The sequence below is a fragment of the Moraxella nasovis genome, from assembly GCF_022701215.1.
Classification (GTDB): domain Bacteria; phylum Pseudomonadota; class Gammaproteobacteria; order Pseudomonadales; family Moraxellaceae; genus Moraxella; species Moraxella nasovis.
The window spans coordinates 966,200-984,944 of sequence record NZ_CP089976.1 but is presented as its reverse complement, the minus strand read 5'-3'; the positions used below and the strand labels follow the sequence as shown (position 1 = coordinate 984,944).

13 protein-coding genes, 2 tRNA genes and 2 rRNA genes are annotated in these 18,745 nt (G+C 43.5%); 11 read left to right on the top strand and 6 right to left on the bottom strand.

Going from position 1 to position 18,745, the window contains the following annotated elements; genetic code table 11:
• The first annotated feature begins 17 nt into the window (after positions 1-17).
• The 8 genes from LU293_RS04925 (at position 18) to LU293_RS04890 (ending at position 11,240) form a co-directional block, all read left to right on the top strand.
• A tRNA-Ile gene (locus LU293_RS04925) sits at positions 18-94 on the top strand.
• Between the two features lie 9 nt (positions 95-103).
• Positions 104-179 (top strand) — tRNA-Ala (locus tag LU293_RS04920).
• A gap of 266 nt (positions 180-445) precedes the next feature.
• Positions 446-3,311, top strand: a 23S ribosomal RNA gene (locus tag LU293_RS04915).
• Between the two features lie 122 nt (positions 3,312-3,433).
• A 5S ribosomal RNA gene (gene rrf / locus LU293_RS04910) occupies positions 3,434-3,547 on the top strand.
• Between the two features lie 233 nt (positions 3,548-3,780).
• Positions 3,781-4,752, top strand: a complete 972-nt coding sequence (locus tag LU293_RS04905) for an OmpA family protein (RefSeq protein ID WP_242749521.1) — start codon at positions 3,781-3,783, stop codon at positions 4,750-4,752.
• Positions 4,753-4,819: 67 nt separating this feature from the next.
• Entirely contained in the window at positions 4,820-10,423 is a 5,604-nt protein-coding gene (locus LU293_RS04900) for a hypothetical protein (protein WP_242749519.1), read from the top strand.
• Between the two features lie 266 nt (positions 10,424-10,689).
• Complete coding sequence (locus LU293_RS04895; RefSeq protein WP_242749517.1) at positions 10,690-10,911, top strand: hypothetical protein; 222 nt, start codon at positions 10,690-10,692, stop codon at positions 10,909-10,911.
• Positions 10,908-11,240 (top strand): hypothetical protein, encoded by a 333-nt coding sequence (locus LU293_RS04890; protein ID WP_242749515.1) that lies wholly within the window; start codon positions 10,908-10,910, stop codon positions 11,238-11,240. The genes LU293_RS04895 and LU293_RS04890 overlap by 4 nt, the downstream gene beginning before the upstream one ends.
• A 321-nt stretch (positions 11,241-11,561) precedes the next feature.
• On the opposite strand, the gene LU293_RS04885 is transcribed toward LU293_RS04890, so the two are convergent.
• Genes LU293_RS04885 through LU293_RS04875 form a run of 3 tightly spaced genes read right to left on the bottom strand, consistent with a single transcriptional unit; the run spans position 11,562 to position 12,427 of the window.
• Positions 11,562-11,861 carry a hypothetical protein gene (locus LU293_RS04885; RefSeq protein WP_242749513.1) on the bottom strand — a complete coding sequence of 100 codons (300 nt, stop codon included), beginning with the start codon at positions 11,859-11,861 and terminating at the stop codon, positions 11,562-11,564.
• Positions 11,851-12,234 (bottom strand): PIN domain-containing protein, encoded by a 384-nt coding sequence (locus LU293_RS04880; protein WP_242749511.1) that lies wholly within the window; start codon positions 12,232-12,234, stop codon positions 11,851-11,853. Before LU293_RS04880 ends, LU293_RS04885 begins: the two co-directional genes overlap by 11 nt.
• The gene (locus LU293_RS04875; RefSeq protein WP_242749509.1) at positions 12,221-12,427 is read right to left on the bottom strand and encodes a hypothetical protein; all 207 of its coding nucleotides are present in this window, start codon (positions 12,425-12,427) and stop codon (positions 12,221-12,223) included. Before LU293_RS04875 ends, LU293_RS04880 begins: the two co-directional genes overlap by 14 nt.
• 257 nt (positions 12,428-12,684) lie before the next feature.
• Between LU293_RS04875 and LU293_RS04870 the strand changes: the two genes are divergently transcribed.
• Positions 12,685-12,906 (top strand): hypothetical protein, encoded by a 222-nt coding sequence (locus LU293_RS04870; protein ID WP_242749507.1) that lies wholly within the window; start codon positions 12,685-12,687, stop codon positions 12,904-12,906.
• Between the two features lie 388 nt (positions 12,907-13,294).
• Here LU293_RS04870 and erpA read toward each other — a convergent pair whose 3' ends face one another.
• Positions 13,295-13,627: an iron-sulfur cluster insertion protein ErpA gene (erpA, locus tag LU293_RS04865; RefSeq protein WP_375540352.1), complete on the bottom strand. Its 333-nt coding sequence runs from the start codon at positions 13,625-13,627 to the stop codon at positions 13,295-13,297.
• 110 nt (positions 13,628-13,737) lie between these two features.
• On the opposite strand from erpA, the gene LU293_RS04860 reads away from it, so the two are divergent.
• Both LU293_RS04860 and LU293_RS04855 read left to right on the top strand, forming a co-directional pair.
• The gene (locus tag LU293_RS04860; RefSeq protein WP_242749505.1) at positions 13,738-15,648 is read left to right on the top strand and encodes an ATP-binding cassette domain-containing protein; all 1,911 of its coding nucleotides are present in this window, start codon (positions 13,738-13,740) and stop codon (positions 15,646-15,648) included.
• A gap of 5 nt (positions 15,649-15,653) precedes the next feature.
• Complete coding sequence (locus tag LU293_RS04855; RefSeq protein ID WP_242749503.1) at positions 15,654-16,625, top strand: YheT family hydrolase; 972 nt, start codon at positions 15,654-15,656, stop codon at positions 16,623-16,625.
• Here LU293_RS04855 and dapB read toward each other — a convergent pair.
• Positions 16,622-17,425, bottom strand: a complete 804-nt coding sequence (gene dapB / locus LU293_RS04850; RefSeq protein WP_242749501.1) for a 4-hydroxy-tetrahydrodipicolinate reductase — start codon at positions 17,423-17,425, stop codon at positions 16,622-16,624. The two genes, LU293_RS04855 and dapB, sit on opposite strands and share 4 nt — an antisense overlap.
• Before the next feature lie 92 nt (positions 17,426-17,517).
• On the bottom strand, positions 17,518-18,681 hold the full coding sequence (gene dnaJ, locus LU293_RS04845) for a molecular chaperone DnaJ (RefSeq protein ID WP_242749499.1): 1,164 nt from the start codon (positions 18,679-18,681) through the stop codon (positions 17,518-17,520).
• Between the last annotated feature and the right edge of the window lie 64 nt (positions 18,682-18,745).

Here is an 18,745-nt window from a genome sequence, read left to right as displayed (position 1 = left end):
GAAAGATGTTTTAAAACGGGTCTATAGCTCAGTTGGTTAGAGCACCGTGTTGATAACGCGGGGGTCATAAGTTCAAGTCTTATTAGACCCACCATTAACACATGGGGTTATAGCTCAGTTGGTAGAGCGCCTGCCTTGCACGCAGGAGGTCAGGAGTTCGACTCTCCTTAACTCCACCATTAAAACATCAATAAGCATACATAAGCAATTTAAATAAGATTTCTTATTTATGCTTTAACTTTATAAACTGACGAAGTTTATATCATTATTTAACAACATATTATGAGTCTGGGTTAATTATTTATTCCAACAAATAATTAACCATGGTGATTATACCCAATATAATCACCTAAAAGTAAAGAGAACTGAATCAAGCGTAAACATAGGTAAATCGTTACAATCATTCTCATACATCACAAGTAAGTAAAACTACTTGGGGTTGTATGGTCAAGTAATGAAGTGCACATGGTGGATGCCTTGGCAGTCAGAGGCGATGAAAGACGTGATAGCCTGCGATAAGCGTCGGTGAGGTGGCAATATCCTGTGACCCGGCGATTTCTGAATGGGGAAACCCACTTATCATAAGATAGGTATTCTATCCTTTGGATAGAAGGCAAACCGGGAGAAGTGAAACATCTCAGTACCCCGAGGAAAAGACATCAATAGAGATTCCGTAAGTAGCGGCGAGCGAACACGGAGGAGCCGATCAAATTTACAGTAGCAAAATGGCGTGGGAAAGCCAACCATAGTAGGTGATAGTCCTGTATGCGAAACTGTTTATACGACATATTAAGTAGGGCGAGACACGTGAAATCTTGTCTGAAGATGGGGGGACCATCCTCCAAGGCTAAATACTCCTGACTGACCGATAGTGAACCAGTACCGTGAGGGAAAGGCGAAAAGAACCCCTGTTAGGGGAGTGAAATAGAACCTGAAACCGTGTGCATACAAGCAGTCGGAGCTGAATAATTTATTATTTGGTGACGGCGTACCTTTTGTATAATGGGTCAGCGACTTATATTCTGTAGCAAGCTTAACCGTTTAGGGGAGGCGTAGGGAAACCGAGTCTTAATAGGGCGACTTAAGTTGCAGGGTATAGACCCGAAACCGAGTGATCTATCCATGAGCAGGTTGAAAGTGCCGTAACAGGCACCGGAGGACCGAACCCACTGTCGTTGAAAAGCCAGGGGATGACTTGTGGATAGGGGTGAAAGGCTAATCAAACTCGGTGATAGCTGGTTCTCCCCGAAAGCTATTTAGGTAGCGCCTCGGACGAACACCATTGGGGGTAGAGCACTGTTTCGGCTAGGGGGTCATACCGACTTACCAAACCGATGCAAACTCCGAATACCGATGAGTGATATCCGGGAGACAGACGGCGGGTGCTAACGTCCGTCGTCAAGAGGGAAACAACCCAGACCGCCAGCTAAGGCCCCAAATTCCTAGTTAAGTGGGAAACGATGTGGGAAGGCACAGACAGCTAGGAGGTTGGCTTAGAAGCAGCCACCCTTTAAAGAAAGCGTAATAGCTCACTAGTCGAGTCGGCCTGCGCGGAAGATGTAACGGGGCTCAAACTAGGAGCCGAAGCTGCGGATTTAATTGTTTCAATTAAGTGGTAGGGGAGCGTTGTGTAAGCCTGTGAAGGTGTATCGTAAGGTATGCTGGAGGTATCACAAGAGCGAATGCTGACGTGAGTAACGACAAAACGGGTGAAAAGCCCGTTCGCCGGAAGACCAAGGGTTCCAGTCCAACGTTAATCGGGGCTGGGTGAGTCGACCCCTAAGGCGAGGCCGAAAGGCGTAGTCGATGGGAAATTGGTTAATATTCCAATACTTGTTTATGATGCGATGGAGGGACGGAGAAGGTTATGTCAGCCTGGCGTTGGTTGTCCAGGTGAAAGGATGTAGGTAGGTTTAGTAGGCAAATCCGCTAGACTATTACTGAGATCTGACAGCAAGCCAATTTATTGGCGAAGTGGCAAATACCATGCTTCCAGGAAAAGCTTCTAAGCGATAGTCTTAAACAAATCGTACCCGAAACCGACACAGGTGGTCAGGTAGAGAATACCAAGGCGCTTGAGAGAACTCTGCTGAAGGAACTAGGCAAAATGGTACCGTAACTTCGGGAGAAGGTACGCTGCTGATGGTGATAAGACTTGCTCTTTGAGCTATTGGCAGTCGCAGATACCAGGCTGCTGCAACTGTTTATTAAAAACACAGCACTCTGCAAACACGAAAGTGGACGTATAGGGTGTGATGCCTGCCCGGTGCTGGAAGGTTAATTGATGGGGTTAGCGTAAGCGAAGCTCTTGATCGAAGCCCCAGTAAACGGCGGCCGTAACTATAACGGTCCTAAGGTAGCGAAATTCCTTGTCGGGTAAGTTCCGACCTGCACGAATGGCATAATGATGGCAGCGCTGTCTCCAGCAGAGACTCAGTGAAATCGAAATCGCAGTGAAGATGCTGTGTACCCGCGGCTAGACGGAAAGACCCCGTGAACCTTTACTACAGCTTTACATTGAACTTTGACCTAACTTGTGTAGGATAGGTGGGAGGCTTTGAAGTGTGAACGCCAGTTTGCATGGAGCCAACCTTGAAATACCACCCTGGTTATGTTGGGGTTCTAACTTAGATGTAACAACATCAAGGACAATGTATGGTGGGTAGTTTGACTGGGGCGGTCTCCTCCTAAAGAGTAACGGAGGAGTACGAAGGTGCGCTCAGAACGGTCGGAAATCGTTCAAAGAGTATAAAGGCAAAAGCGCGCTTAACTGCGAGACCCACAAGTCGAGCAGGTACGAAAGTAGGTCTTAGTGATCCGGTGGTTCTGTATGGAAGGGCCATCGCTCAACGGATAAAAGGTACTCTGGGGATAACAGGCTGATACCGCCCAAGAGTTCATATCGACGGCGGTGTTTGGCACCTCGATGTCGGCTCATCTCATCCTGGGGCTGAAGCAGGTCCCAAGGGTATGGCTGTTCGCCATTTAAAGAGGTACGCGAGCTGGGTTTAGAACGTCGTGAGACAGTTCGGTCCCTATCTACCGTGGGCGTTGGAAATTTGAGAGGATCTGCTCCTAGTACGAGAGGACCAGAGTGGACGAACCTCTGGTGTTCCGGTTGTTTCGCCAGAAGCATTGCCGGGTAGCTACGTTCGGATGGGATAACCGCTGAAAGCATCTAAGCGGGAAGCCCACCTCAAGATAAGATTTCCCTAAAGAGCCGTTGTAGACGACGACGTTGATAGGTTGGGTGTGGAAGCATGGTGACATGTGTAGCTAACCAATACTAATTGCTCGTTTGGCTTGACCATACAACACCCAAGTGGTTTTGTATGATTAAAGTGTAAAGATTTTACCTAACAAGCTTGATAAAGAATATATCTTGAAGTAAATTTAATAAAAACAGACTCATAATCGTTGTTAATCCTTTTACGCTGACGACAATAGCAAGATGGAACCACCTGATCCCTTCCCGAACTCAGAAGTGAAACGTCTTAGCGCCGATGGTAGTGTGGTTCGCCCATGTGAGAGTAGGTCATCGTCAGCACTCTTATTTAAGACCCCCGCAAATGCGGGGGTTTTTGTTTTGTTTGTGTTTTGGTAGTCGTTTTGTATGTTTGATGATACAATTTAGATACATTTTTCCTATTGAATCGTTTTTTTTTTTTCATATAATAGGAAACCTATGCATAAAAGTAGGGTTTTTATGTAATTTTGGTATGCATAGAGCAATATTTTATTGCAATTATTTTTTTGTTTTTATAATACAGGACTTATCATATGCTATCTATCAAACAACTTTCGCTGGCAGCAGCGATAGCTACTACGTTTGTAGTATCTGCTCAAGCAAACACTGTGGTTGTGCCGAGTGGTAATAACGCTATCACATGGACTAAATCAGCGTCTGGTAGTTTAAACGATTTAGCACTTACTGACCGTACTGCCGCTCTTGTTTTTATTCGCCCTAGCACAAATGGCGTATCATCTGCTGATTCTAGCACTAACATCGCACTTGACGGTCGCTTTTTGACCAGCCTTCAAGATGGTCATTACTCAGCAGGTATCGTTTGTGCGGGTGATGTAAAACTGTCTGCCATTCCTACTGCGGCTAAAATCAATGATCTAAGCTTAGGTGCAGCAACTTTGCATCTTGATGCGGGTGAGACTCAGTATTTCTTGGTCGGTACCGAGCCAAATTACACCCCTGTTCTAAAGCAAATCACAGCCGAAGAAGCTGCTAAAACTTTATCAGCAGTTAATACTTATAAACAAAACCATCAAATCAGCCGTGTTAATGCAGATAACTGCCCTGCACCCGCTCCTAAGCCTGCACCAAGACCTGCTCCTGTAGTGGTACAGCCTACCCCTGTGGTAGCAGTGCCAGCTCCACAATACTATGTAGAGACCCGTCCTAATGTACGTCTTAACATCTTATTTGACTTTGATAAATCAAACATCAAAGCTCAATACCAAGATGAAGTACAAAAGGCAGCGAACTTCTTGGCTAAATACGCCGATGCTAATGTCATCGTAGAAGGTCATACCGATTCAGTAGGTAGCGACACTTATAACCAAAAGCTATCAGAACGTCGTGCTAATGCTGTGCGTAATGCTCTAGTATCTAACTATGGCATCGCCCCATCACGCATTCGTGCACAAGGCTTTGGTGAGACACGCCCTGTGGCAACGAATGCCACCGCTGAGGGTCGTCAAGACAACCGCCGTGTGATGGTTGTTATCCCAAGCGAATAATCTACTCAGGTAATTTAATCATTCTTTTTTAAATTATTCTTTTAATCATTTTATAAGATAAATATCTATGAAAAACATTATTGTAAAAATCAATGACGCGGTAAAAACCGTACAACAAATTGCTGTGACAACCAATGACGGTCAGCCAACCACCATCAAAGCTGGCAAACATGTCAATTACCAATTCATCGACCAAGCCAATGGTCGTGGTCCTGACCACATCGTCACCAAGCGTGTGAACAAAGACTTGCACATCTCTTTTGAAGATGAGGGTCAAGACAGTGATTTGATCATCGAAAACTTCTATGAAGATGACAATGCAGCCCTAATCGGTCAAGCAGAAGATGGTCAGCTTTATTACTATATCCCAGATACAGGCGAAGTGGCAGACTATGTAACCCAGCTTGCGATGGGTGATATTGAAGGTCAAGCCCTAGGTGGCAATGCTCTATCATCTCCTTGGTGGGCAGGTGTGATTGAAACCAAAGCTTCTATCTTGCCATGGCTTGTGGGTGGATTGCTTGGTGCAGGTGCTATCGCTGCTGCTGTTGCTGGTGATAAAGATGATAAAGACACAACACCGAACGCAAAAGCTAAAACCGCTACCCCATCAATCACCGCCGAAAACAAAGACAGTGATAACGATGGCGTAGATGACAAAACTGTCATTTCAGGTAAAACTGAGCCTAATGCTAAGGTTACTATTACCTTGCCAAACGGCAAAACTCAAACAGTAACTGCTGACAAAGATGGTAATTATAAAGTTGAAGTACCTGTACTAAAACAAGGTGATAAAGTTTCTGCAACTGCGACTGCACCAAATAAAGATGGTTCAGATCCAAAAGAAGCGACGGTACCTGCAGTAGACACAACACCGAACGACAACACCGCAGACGCTCCTACCATCACACCAAGCACTACTGATGGCTCTGTGACTGTTACCCCAGGTGCTGATAACAAAACCAATAAAGTTACCTTTACTGATGAAGCTGGTAAACCACACACCATCACAGCAACCAAAGGCAAAGATGGTTGGACGCTAGATGATAAAGATAACACTGGTGCAACCATTGACAAGGCGACTGGTAAGATCACTATCCCACAAGATTCTGTGAAAGATGGTAGCAAAGTGACTGCCACTGGTACTGATGACAAAAACAATCCATCAACAACCAGCAGCGGTAATGCAGGTAAAGATACCCCAGTAGACAACACCGCAGACGCTCCTACCATCACACCAAGCACTACTGATGGCTCTGTGACTGTTACCCCAGGTGCTGATAACAAAACCAATAAAGTTATCTTTACTGATGAAGCTGGTAATCCACACACCATCACAGCAACCAAAGGCAAAGATGGTTGGACGCTAGATGATAAAGATAACACTGGTGCAACCATTGACAAGGCGACTGGTAAGATCACTATCCCACAAGACGCCATCAAAGATGGTAGCAAAGTGACTGCCACTGGTACTGATGACAAAAACAATCCATCAACAACCAGCAGCGGTAATGCAGGTAAAGATACCCCAGTAGACAACACCGCAGACGCTCCTACCATCACACCAAGCACTACTGATGGCTCTGTGACTGTTACCCCAGGTGCTGATAACGTCACCAATAAAGTTATCTTTACTGATGAAGCTGGTAAACCACACACCATCACAGCAACCAAAGGCAAAGATGGTGGTTGGACGCTAGATGATAAAGATAACACTGGTGCAACCATTGACAAGGCGACTGGTAAGATCACTATCCCACAAGACGCCATCAAAGATGGTAGCAAAGTGACTGCCACTGGTACTGATGACAAAAACAATCCATCAACAACCAGCAGCGGTAATGCAGGTAAAGATACCCCAGTAGACAACACCGCAGACGCTCCTACCATCACACCAAGCACTACTGATGGCTCTGTGACTGTTACCCCAGGTGCTGATAACGTCACCAATAAAGTTATCTTTACTGATGAAGCTGGTAATCCACACACCATCACAGCAACCAAAGGCAAAGATGGTTGGACGCTAGATGATAAAGATAACACTGGTGCAACCATTGACAAGGCGACTGGTAAGATCACTATCCCACAAGACGCCATCAAAGATGGTAGCAAAGTGACTGCCACTGGTACTGATGACAAAAACAATCCATCAACAACCAGCAGCGGTAATGCAGGTAAAGATACCCCAGTAGACAACACCGCAGACGCTCCTACCATCACACCAAGCACTACTGATGGCTCTGTGACTGTTACCCCAGGTGCTGATAACGTCACCAATAAAGTTATCTTTACTGATGAAGCTGGTAAACCACACACCATCACAGCAACCAAAGGCAAAGATGGTGGTTGGACGCTAGATGATAAAGATAACACTGGTGCAACCATTGACAAGGCGACTGGTAAGATCACTATCCCACAAGACGCCATCAAAGATGGTAGCAAAGTGACTGCCACTGGTACTGATGACAAAAACAATCCATCAACAACCAGCAGCGGTAATGCAGGTAAAGATACCCCAGTAGACAACACCGCAGACGCTCCTACCATCACACCAAGCACTACTGATGGCTCTGTGACTGTTACCCCAGGTGCTGATAACGTCACCAATAAAGTTATCTTTACTGATGAAGCTGGTAAACCACACACCATCACAGCAACCAAAGGCAAAGATGGTGGTTGGACGCTAGATGATAAAGATAACACTGGTGCAACCATTGACAAGGCGACTGGTAAGATCACTATCCCACAAGACGCCATCAAAGATGGTAGCAAAGTGACTGCCACTGGTACTGATGACAAAAACAATCCATCAACAACCAGCAGCGGTAATGCAGGTAAAGATACCCCAGTAGACAACACCGCAGACGCTCCTACCATCACACCAAGCACTACTGATGGCTCTGTGACTGTTACCCCAGGTGCTGATAACAAAACCAATAAAGTTATCTTTACTGATGAAGCTGGTAAATCACACACCATCACAGCAACCAAAGGCAAAGATGGTTGGACGCTAGATGATAAAGATAACACTGGTGCAACCATTGACAAGGCGACTGGTAAGATCACTATCCCACAAGATTCTGTGAAAGATGGTAGCAAAGTGACTGCCACTGGTACTGATGACAAAAACAATCCATCAACAACCAGCAGCGGTAATGCAGGTAATGATGCGTCAGGTACTGCTGTTGCCGATGGCAGTGATGCAGTAGTGACTAAACCAAACACGCCAAATGCAGAAAAAGGTGCAGATGAAGGTACAAACCTAATCACAACTATTAAGCTAACTAATAACAATGGCGGTAGTATCCCTGCGCCGACCATTGAAAATGGTGAAGGCAATACAAAAGGTAAAGCCAATAATGGTGACTTTGATCTAACCAAGCAATCGTTCGTTGGTAAAGACAACCAAGGCAACCCAGTAAAAGATGGCGTAACCAAAAATGGCAATCAATTAACCATCAAACCAGGTGTTCAAACGATTGAAGTAACCACGCCAATCAAAAATGATAAGACCACCGAAGGCGATGAAACTGTCAAAGTGGTAGTTAACGGCAAAGGCAATGAAGTAACGATTAAGGATACTTCTGTTGCTCCTGTCAAAGCAAAAACCATTACAGGCATCAAACTAGCCGATAACCTAACCGATGAGACGCAAAACGCCCAAAACTTCTATCCAAATAAGGATACCAAGCCATACGTGGGCGATGTCAAATCTGGTAATGGCGATAAAGCAGTGAGTCTAGCGACTGGCTTAACCAACGATACCACGCCAACTCTAAACTTCTCGCTAGATAAGGCGCTGGCAACAGGTCAACAAGTTGTTGTGACTCGTTACACGATCGTGAACGGCGTTCGTACCAATGCTGAGGAAGTATTGACTGCAACCACTGGCAAAGACTTTGAATACACTGAAGCTGAGCTAGAGCAAACTTATGGCACTGACTATGAGTATGAAATCGAGCTATTGACAGACGGTGCAGTGACAGCTACCCAAAGCCATACCTTCCGTTTGGATACTATGGTAGAAGCAATGCAGGTAACTGGTACCACTTACAACGAGTCAACAAAGGGTATTGAATCTATCACCTTTACAGCTCGTGATAACTCAGAAGTGGGTGCAACTCTGTCAGCTACCTACAAGGTAGGTACTGAAACTAGACCGGCAACCGTTACCGAGACTAGCCCTGGCGTGTATGAGGTTAAAACTCCTGGCTTTAACCATCGTGATGTGAATGGCCTTGAGCTTACCATTGTTGATGCAGCAGGTAATGTCAACACACAAAAAGTTAATATGATTCGTAACCTATTAACAGATTACAACCTTGAGCAAGGTCCGGATACAACTGCGACAGGTACAGGTATTGGCAACCGTTCATATGCAAACAGCAATGGTGGCTATGATGATGGCTATCGCGATGGCGTAATTCAAAGTGTTGCAACTGCTGCTAACAGTGGTTTGACTGCAACTGCTGGCAATGATACGCTAATCATTGGTATGGAGTACTTTAATGACTTTACCACTGCGGGAACTACTGGATTACCTCTAAATGGCGTCATGTCAAATGAAAATAGTGCATCATTTAGAAACCCTAATAGATCGCCAAATATTGACACTGGCGCAGGTGACGACTTTATCCATGTTCGTGGTATGTTCCTAGCACCAGATGCTAACTATACTTGGACAACTGGAGCCGGTAACGATAAAGTACAAATTGACAATGAGGTGTTTAGCACTCTAGTTGGTAGTAACTTTAATCTAGATATGGCTGATGGGCATGACATGCTTTATGTTAATGGATATATTGCCGCTGCCATCAACTCAAATCTATCATTTGGTGCTGGCAATGACACCATGATCGTTCAAAGCAACTTTGATGGTAATAAAACCGTTGATTTTGGAGATGGTGACAACACCCTGAAAGTTGGTGGTTATATCAATAATCAAGGCACAATCACCTTTGGTGATGGTAATGACACTACAATTGTTGCAGGTGACTTTGTACACAATACCTTGGTTACTGGCGGCGGCAATGACAGCGTCTTTATCAGTGGTGAATTCTACAATGTCGGAAACTCTGCTAAGAAAACCATTATGGATACTGGCACCGGCGACGATGTCATCACCTTGAATAATCTAGGTTCAGTAGGTACTACCAGTGATAGTACTGCAGATATCCAAGTGTTAGCAGGTGAAGGTAACGACCAACTTACCATCACAGGTTGGGCGGTTCGCGGTTTGGTTGATATGGGTGCTGGCGATGATACCGTTAGTCTAAATGATATCTATAGCCCAGCAACCAACTCACAAGCCATGCGTATGGATGGCGGTATCGGCACTGATACGCTGAAGCTAACAGGTACCGAAGACAAAACCTTTGAAATGAAGAACTTCAGCAACTTCGAGAATGTCGATATGACAGCCGATGGTAAGCAGATGCTAAAAGTTACACTAAGCGATTTGGTTAACAATGAGTCGAACAAGCTGTACATCACTGGTGATTCATTGGATATTGTTGAACTAGGTACTGGTAATAACAACCTAGATGATAACTCAAACGGTTCTAATCTAGCCTGGACACCTATGGGTAAAGAAGGTGATTATAATGTCTATGTGATTAGCAGTGCTGATCAGTGGGTATATATCCACCAAGACATCACTCAAATCATCTAATGATGCCCTGATACCACAAGCTACACCAACCACCTCCGAAGTTCGGGGGTGGTTTTTTTATAGTTTATCTGTTGGGTTTGGTTCATAAGCCCTGTTTTTTGAAAGTTGAAAATTAAGTCATGATGGATAAGAAAACAGAACATAAACCGATTAAAATTTACGTCATTATAGGATAAGCATCTCACCTGTTAAGATGATGCTTTATTTGACAAAAATTTTAGTCACGATTACAATGCCAAATAACCATTTATTTTAGGGAAGTAGCGATGTTTGATTTGCCCATATCCTACCAACACATCATTAGCAAAAAAGCCGCTTTATACGGCATGAGCGAGATTGAGCTGATTACCAAGGCGATAGAAAGTTATGAGCCTGCTTTGTTTGATAGCGACGAGCTTAAGCAGTCCATTGACAGCGGTTTTGTAGAAGTGCCAGACTGGGCATTGACCGACCTAGACAGTATGGATAAATGGTTAAAGAACCCATGAATGTTGTATTTTCACACCATTTTAAAAAGCAGTTCTCAACTTTAAATGACCAAGCACGCCAAGCGATATTGGATTTTATCAAACACGCAAGGCAGCACGGCTTAAAAGGGCTACAAGGACGAAACAAGTCATCAATACCGCCTACCGTCCGTACCAAACGCCAAAGAGATGATTTTGCTTTTGCTCAAAAGTATTGTTTATGGCATTATCACATTGGTGTGCCGTACTATGTGGGTAATGACGGTGATAAAACCAGCGAGATGATTTTGCACTATCAACGATTAGACGATGAAATCAGGTTGTTGGCGATAGGTTCACCCACCTTTTAAATTGCCTAGCTGTGAGATGATTTGAAAAACTCTATTACTGATAACTCTATTACTGACAACTCTATTACTGATAAAAGCCCCAATATTGCAAAACACCCCAAAAGTTAGACAACTAAGCTTTGGGGTGTTCTTTATGAGGCATGCACAGTCTTTTAAACGAATGTCATTACGACCATTGAATTTTGAATTTGTTTTTAAAGCTATCGTAGGCTTTAGTCAGGATTGTAAGCCCCAACTTTTGTATTTATACCAAAGCGATACCCAACGCTTTTAAATGCTCGGTGTCATACTTCTACCCAACCTACCTACTTGCCCAATAGCTCAAACATTGATTTTATCCCCTTTTATCATGCGTTCGCCCAGTCCCAATAATTCACGCATGATAGGGTTCGGCGGTGGGGGATTTTCCAATAACTCTATAATCTGCATGGCTTGGCGTTTATTTAGGCGTAAATTTGCACCGTTTGGATTTAAACCATGCTTATCCAGTTCTAGCCAAATATCATCATTGATGTCTATATCATCTTTGGCAAAATTAGTTAATAGCTCGTTGACGCTCAAGCCCTGTTGTTCTGCCTTACAATGATGGCTTGTTCTATGTGTGGGAAGGTCAATTATCATGGTTTAACTCCTTATAATACTTATTCATCAGCCCATCATCTAAACTTAAAAGCTGTATTTGATAATTTAGGGCGGTGGCTAGCACAATGCAATCAGGTAATTTAATTTTATGGCGTTGTCGCAAATCAATCGCTTTATTTTCTATGGCTCTATTGATGGGTAATGACTTAAGGCTATCTAATAGCCAGTTTAAATTATTTTCATCGTCTTTGCTTAATTGCGAAAACCCCAAAACTTCCATGCGGTTAATAGGGCTGATTACACACTCTGTAAGTTCTATCTGTTTTGCTTGGATAATATCCAAAACTTGCTTATTGCCATTGTAAAACTCAATAATAAAACAAGTATCTAATAAATATTTAATCCCATTCATGACGCAGCTGCCTTTGAATGTCTAGCCCATCGCCTAAATAACTACGATTTGGCATATTATTTAAAGTATCAATCAGTAATGTTCTAGGTGGTTCTTTGGCAAACTTAGTTAATAACTCGTTGACGCTCAAGCCTTGCTGCTGTGCTTTGGCGATGATGGCTTGTTCTATGTGTGGGGGTAGGTCAATTATCATGGTCTTATCCGTTTTTTTATTTGTGCTTTTTATTTATGGTATCGGCATACTGAGTATAGCATATCACTTACGATTTTTATAGTAGATCGCTCCATGCAGACGGTGCAAGATAGGCTGATTTGGTTTGTAATGATGGTAAATAATGATATCATGATTAACATGACAATCACGCTTGTTATCCAAGAACTCCAAACAAATCCCAACAAAAGGAATATAAAAATGCAAGATAGTGTTGGTATACCAACACGATAAAGATTTTGATTTTAGTACAGCAAAACCAGCCACCAACCCCAATATTCTACAAGCAAGGGCAAGAAAAAAAAGCCCACGATGATTTGAGTATGTTTTTTGATGGTGATGTATTAGATGCCATCAAACAGCACAACACCCCACAAGACAGAAATGCGTGTCAATCAGATAATTCGGCTGTTATTTGTCAGCACTTAGAAATTAAAGCAAAAGCATGGGCAATAGAATAAGACAAGGAAATAAAAGATAAATAAATTTGGTGTTATTTTTTGATGAAACACAACAAAAACAAAGATCTGCCAAAAGTTAGATACTTTTGGGGTGTTTTTTATAAAATGTAAAAAGTTGTTTTAGGCTAGATGTCATCACCTATAAGCTTATCATTATAATCGAGTGGTTATTCATACTGAGTAAGTGTTGTGGGCTATTGTGCTTATAAAAGTAAGTTATGATAAGGCTGTGATTTTATTTGATGTGTTTATTTTAAGCTGCGATAATCACAAGGCTTAGTTAAGCGATAAAATCAAGCGTGGGCATTGGTGTGCCAAACTTTAGCCAAATTAAGTATTTATTTGACTTGGCATAATCTAGATATGTGTGGCATATCGCTTAGTGAGTTTAGATAGAAAATGACGAGCCACAGCCACAGGTCGTGGTGGCGTTAGGGTTATTGACAATAAAGCGAGAGCCTTCTAATCCTTCGGTATAATCAATAGTAGAGCCGTGCAGATACTGATAGCTTAGACTATCTACGACCAGTATGGCGTCATCGGTTGTAAAGGTGGCGTCGTCGTCTTCAATTTCTTCTGCAAAATCAAAACCATAAGAAAACCCCGAGCATCCTCCCCCTGTGACATACACCCGAAGCATAAGATTATCATTGCCTTCAGCTGCCTTAAGTTTTGAGATTTTTTTGGCGGCATTTTGTGTTAGGTTCATTGCATTAAACATAATAAAACCTGTATTTTAAGTTGTAATAACTGTAATATAATGGGATTGTTTTTACATTATACAAGAGTTAAGTTTGTTATAATAGCGGTTTTTATTGTCAGGACGTGTTTGTGATTGAGTTTAAAGATGCTGCGGTTCGGCGAGATGGTAAACTGCTATTTTCTGATGTGAATTTTCAGCTGCATAAGTCCCAAAAGATTGGCTTGACGGGTAATAATGGTGCAGGCAAATCCACCTTATTTGCTGTATTGCTTGGCGAACACGGGTTAGATGCAGGTCAACACCAGATGCCAGCTGATTGGCAAATCGCCCATATGGCACAAGAAGTGATGGCAACACACTTAACCGCCTTAGATTATGTGCTGTCTGGCGATGCTGAGTGGCATGATATTTATACAAAAATACAAGCCTACGATGAGCAAGACAATGAACAAATCGCGAAATTATACCAACGATTTGATGAGATTGATGGATTTCGTACTTCAGCTAAAGCGGCTCAGATTTTAGCTGGGCTTGGCTTTAGTGAGGCAGATCATGGCAGGTGCGTGGCTGACTTTTCAGGTGGTTGGCGAATGCGGTTAAATCTGGCTCGTACGTTAATGAACCGTGCAGATGTGCTGTTATTAGATGAGCCGACCAACCATTTGGATTTAGATGCAATTTTATGGCTTGAAGAATGGATTTTAAAGTTTGATGGGCTGGTGCTGGTTATCAGTCATGACCAAGCATTCTTAGATGCGGTGTGTAGCCATATTTTACACATTGAACAGGCAAAAATTACTTTATACTCAGGTAATTATAGCCAATTTATTCAAACTCGCTCCCAAAGGCTTGCCCAAGAGCAGCAAGCTTACCAAAAACAGCAGGAAACTCGGGCTCATCTAGAAGACTATATTCGCCGATTTCGTGCCAAAGCCACCAAGGCAAAGCAAGCCCAAAGTCGGATTAAGCAGCTGTCTGCCATGACCAAGCTTGCCCCTGTGATGGCAGATAGCGGTTTTGGCTTTGAGTTTTATCCGCCAAGCCACATGGCAAGCCCATTAATGACGCTTGAAAACGCCCAAATCGGCTACGATAAGCCATTGCTTAGCAAGGTAAACTTGCAAATTACCCCCGAGGTTCGCTTGGGTGTGCTTGGAGCGAATGGTGCAGGTAAATCCACCTTAATGAAGGCTTTAGTTGGGGATTTGCCTATCATGAGTGGTGTGCGAAAAGTCTCTTTGACGCTAAAATTAGGCTACTTTAATCAGCACCAGATGGATGCTTTGGATAATGAAGCAACGCCTTTGACGATGTTACGACGTCTGGCTGGGCAGACATCAGATGCTCAGTTGCGAGCATTTTTAGGGTCATTTGGCTTTCAGGGGGATAAAATTGATACGATTAGCCGATTATTCTCTGGTGGCGAAAGAGCAAGATTAACCTTGGCACTCATTGTTTGGCAGCGTCCTAACGTTCTTGTGCTTGATGAGCCGACCAACCACCTTGATTTGCAGATGCGAAATGCACTGATGTTAGCGTTGCAAGATTTTAAAGGAGCGTTAATCTTGGTGTCGCACGATCGTAATCTTATTATGGCAGTATGCGATCAGCTGGTACTTGTGGCAGATGGCAAGGTTACTGAGTTTACAGGCGATATGGCAGACTATACTGAGCATTTAAGACAAATAAAGCTTCAAAAAAAGACAAATCAAGCCAACGAAAAACCGCCATCAAGTGACACACAAGCTTTATCAAAAGAAGAGCGTCGCAAGCATAATGCTCAGATTCGTAAGACCACAGCCCCCATTCGTAAAAAGATTGATGAGCTTGAAGCAGTCGTTCAAAAAAGCACAGAAGCATTATCTGATATTGAAGAGCGTCTATCTGATCAGTCGTTATACGATGACATCAATAAAGAAAAACTGCTAGATCTGCTTGGCCAGCAGTCGCAATTACAAAAGCAAATTAATGATGGCGAAGAAGCCTTGCTTGAATTAATGGGTGAGTTAGAGTCATTAGAAGTATCTTTAATGGAATAATTATCATGAAAAATCAGTCGTTTAGACCGCCATTTTGGCTAAAAAACCCACATTTACAGACGATTTTACCAAAGTTTGTGGTGAAATATCAGCCCCAATATGAACGAGAGCTACTAAAAGATTCGCTGGGTGAGAGTGATGTGGCGTTTGATTTTTTGCCTGTGGCAGATGAAAAAGACGAACAGGGACGTTATAAAAAGCCTGTGGTGGTGCTGTTTCATGGTATGGAAGGCTCAAGCCAAAGTCATTATGCAAAAAATCTGGCAGAATTTATCCATGCGGCAGGCCATCATTTTGTGGTGGCTCATTTTCGTTCGTGTGGTGGTGTGCGTGTGAGTGGCGAAGTGTTTTATAACGCAGGCGACACCAAAGAAGTGCATCACTATCTAAGTATGTTACAAAGCTGTTATCAAACCATTCATGCGATGGGTGTGTCGCTTGGCGGTAACGCCTTGGCTAAGTACATGGGCGAGTATGCCGATAAAGCCATTGCAAAGACGGCAGTCGTTATCAGTGCTCCTGTTGATTTGGCAAGCAGTTCTGTTGCCATGCAGCGATTTATCGGACGGCATATTTATACGCCTTATCTGCTAAATCCCATCATTAAAAAAGCCTTAGAAAATCGTTTAACAGATGTAGAAGTAACTGCGTTAAAATCTGCAAAATACATCGGCGATTTTGATAACGCCTTTACCGCCCCTCGCCACGGCTTTTGCTCAAAAAATGACTATTATCGCCAAGCGTCTTCTTTGCCTTGGTTAAGTCAGATTGTCAAACCTGTGCTTATTATTACAGCAAAAGACGATCCGTTTTTAGGCGTGATTGCCGAGCCAACTGACGTTTCTAAAAGCGTGACACTGCTTAATACTAAGCATGGCGGTCATATCGGATTTTTGGATTTTGATCATAAAAAACGCCGCTTTAGAACCGATTTTATCCCAAAGCAGGCGTTAGGTTTTATGGGGCTTTTAGATTAAGTTTGCTTTAGCCCAAGCACATCTTGCATATCATACAGTCCTGCAGGCTGCTGACTTGCCCAGATGGCAGCACGCACCGCACCTGATGCGAAAGTCATGCGACTGGCAGCCTTATGGGTGATTTGGATAATCTCACCGTCCATGATAAATTCTACGGTGTGTTCGCCGATAATCTCGCCACCTCGAATGGCGTGCATACCGATATCACCAGCTTGGCGTTTGGCACTGCCGTGGCGTCCATGCACTAAGGCGGTTTTTAGGCTTTGATTGCGAGCTTTAGCAACTGCGTTTGCCATCATTAAGGCAGTGCCACTTGGTGCGTCAATCTTATGCTTATGATGGTGTTCGATAATCTCAACATCTGCATCAAGCCCAAGCACTTTGGCGGTGGTGCTTAGCAGATTTAAGGATAAATTAACCCCAGTAGAGTAGTTACCTGCATAGACGATGGCAATGTCTTTACTTGCTTGGTTAAGCTTGGCTTCATCTTCACAGCTTAACCCTGTGACACCCATGATGAGCGGTTTTTTGTGTGATATGCACTGAGAAAGCACGTCGTCTAAGGCTTCAGGCAAGCTAAAGTCAATTAAGACATCAACGCCACTTACATCTAAGGTGTCAAGTGTGACACCGCTACGATCTATCCCAATAAATTCGCCTGAATCCACACCGATGAGGCTAGATATAGGGCGAACGAACGCTCCTGCCAGTTTAGCTGATGGGTTGTTATGGACGGCCTCTAAAAGCATTCTTCCCATGCGTCCAGATGCACCCATGATGCCAATTTGAGTGATGCTCATAAAAATCCTTGCATTATTTAACTTAAATCTTTGTGATTATAGCCTAATTTTGTGTCATAAAAAAGCACGATTATATCGTGCTTTAGGTCGGATTAGTCAAACATATCTTTGACTTCATCTTTAAGCTTGTCAAAAAACCCTTTTTGTTTGGCAGCACCGCCATTTTTATCGTTTAGGGTGTTGCCAAATTGACGCAGTAGGTCTTTTTGTTGGCTAGATAAGTTGGTTGGCGTTTCAACCACAATGCGGCACAATAAATCCCCTTGGAAATTGCCACGCACACTTGAGACGCCTTTATTGCGTATGCGAAAAGTCTTGCCACTTTGGGTGCCTTCGGGGATTTTTAGCTTGACTCGTCCATCTAGTGTAGGAACTTCAATCTCGCCACCAAGCGTTGCTAAAGCGATGTTAGTTGGCACATCGACATGTAAATCTGAGCCATTTCGTGTAAAGGTGCTGTGCGGCTGCACCACCACTTCAACAAATAAATCGCCACTTGGCATGCCTGCATCGCCTGCTTCGCCTTTACCTGCTAGACGGACACGATCGCCATTATCTACGCCAGCTGGAATGGAGACTTCCAAAGTCTGTCTTTGTTGCTGTTTACCTGTACCGTGGCAGTCTGGGCAAGGATTTTTGATTTGCTTGCCTGTACCGTGGCAGTCTGGGCAAGTCTGCTGTACTGCAAAAAAGCCCTGCTGCATGCGTACTTGACCATGTCCATGACAGGTGCTACAGGTGCTGATGTCAGCATCAGATTTTGCCCCTTTGCCGTGGCACGTGTCACAAGTTACCGATGAGCTAAAGCTGATCTCTTTTTTACAGCCTTTTGCAGCTTCTTCTAAGGTTAGGGTGATTTTATAGAGTAGGTCGCTGCCTTTTTGGGCACGACTGCGTGATCTGCCACCACCAAAAAAGTCACCAAAGCCGCCGCCACTGCTACCACCGAAAGCTCCGCCAAAGATATCACCGAAGATATCGCTAAAGTCAGCATTACCAAAACCACCGCCAAAACCGCCATTACCCATGCCTTGCTCAAAGGCGGCATGACCCATGCGATCATAAGCAGCACGCTTTTCTTTATCGCCGAGCACTTCATAAGCAGTGGTTGCTTCTTTAAATTTTTCTTCTGCGGTGGGGTCGTCAGGGTTTTTATCTGGGTGATATTTCATCGCCAGACGACGATAGGCTTTTTTAATTTCTTTTTCGTCTGCTGATTTATCTACACCAAGCACACTATAAAAATCTTTACTCATTTTTTATCCAAGTTAAGTCAATTAGTTGCCAAAATATCCTTATACATGGTGGTCTTTGGCAAAT

Excerpts from the sequence above, each read along its gene's own strand:
- LU293_RS04880 (WP_242749511.1), bottom strand. The coding sequence starts at position 12,234 with ATGAATGGGATTAAATATTTATTAGATACTTGTTTTATTATTGAGTTT.
- dapB (WP_242749501.1), bottom strand. The coding sequence starts at position 17,425 with ATGAGCATCACTCAAATTGGCATCATGGGTGCATCTGGACGCATGGGA.
- LU293_RS04890 (WP_242749515.1), top strand. The coding sequence starts at position 10,908 with ATGAATGTTGTATTTTCACACCATTTTAAAAAGCAGTTCTCAACTTTA.
- LU293_RS04885 (WP_242749513.1), bottom strand. The coding sequence starts at position 11,861 with ATGATAATTGACCTTCCCACACATAGAACAAGCCATCATTGTAAGGCA.
- LU293_RS04900 (WP_242749519.1), top strand. The coding sequence starts at position 4,820 with ATGAAAAACATTATTGTAAAAATCAATGACGCGGTAAAAACCGTACAA.
- LU293_RS04895 (WP_242749517.1), top strand. The coding sequence starts at position 10,690 with ATGTTTGATTTGCCCATATCCTACCAACACATCATTAGCAAAAAAGCC.
- dnaJ (WP_242749499.1), bottom strand. The coding sequence starts at position 18,681 with ATGAGTAAAGATTTTTATAGTGTGCTTGGTGTAGATAAATCAGCAGAC.
- erpA (WP_375540352.1), bottom strand. The coding sequence starts at position 13,627 with ATGTTTAATGCAATGAACCTAACACAAAATGCCGCCAAAAAAATCTCA.
- LU293_RS04905 (WP_242749521.1), top strand. The coding sequence starts at position 3,781 with ATGCTATCTATCAAACAACTTTCGCTGGCAGCAGCGATAGCTACTACG.
- LU293_RS04855 (WP_242749503.1), top strand. The coding sequence starts at position 15,654 with ATGAAAAATCAGTCGTTTAGACCGCCATTTTGGCTAAAAAACCCACAT.
- LU293_RS04875 (WP_242749509.1), bottom strand. The coding sequence starts at position 12,427 with ATGATAATTGACCTACCCCCACACATAGAACAAGCCATCATCGCCAAA.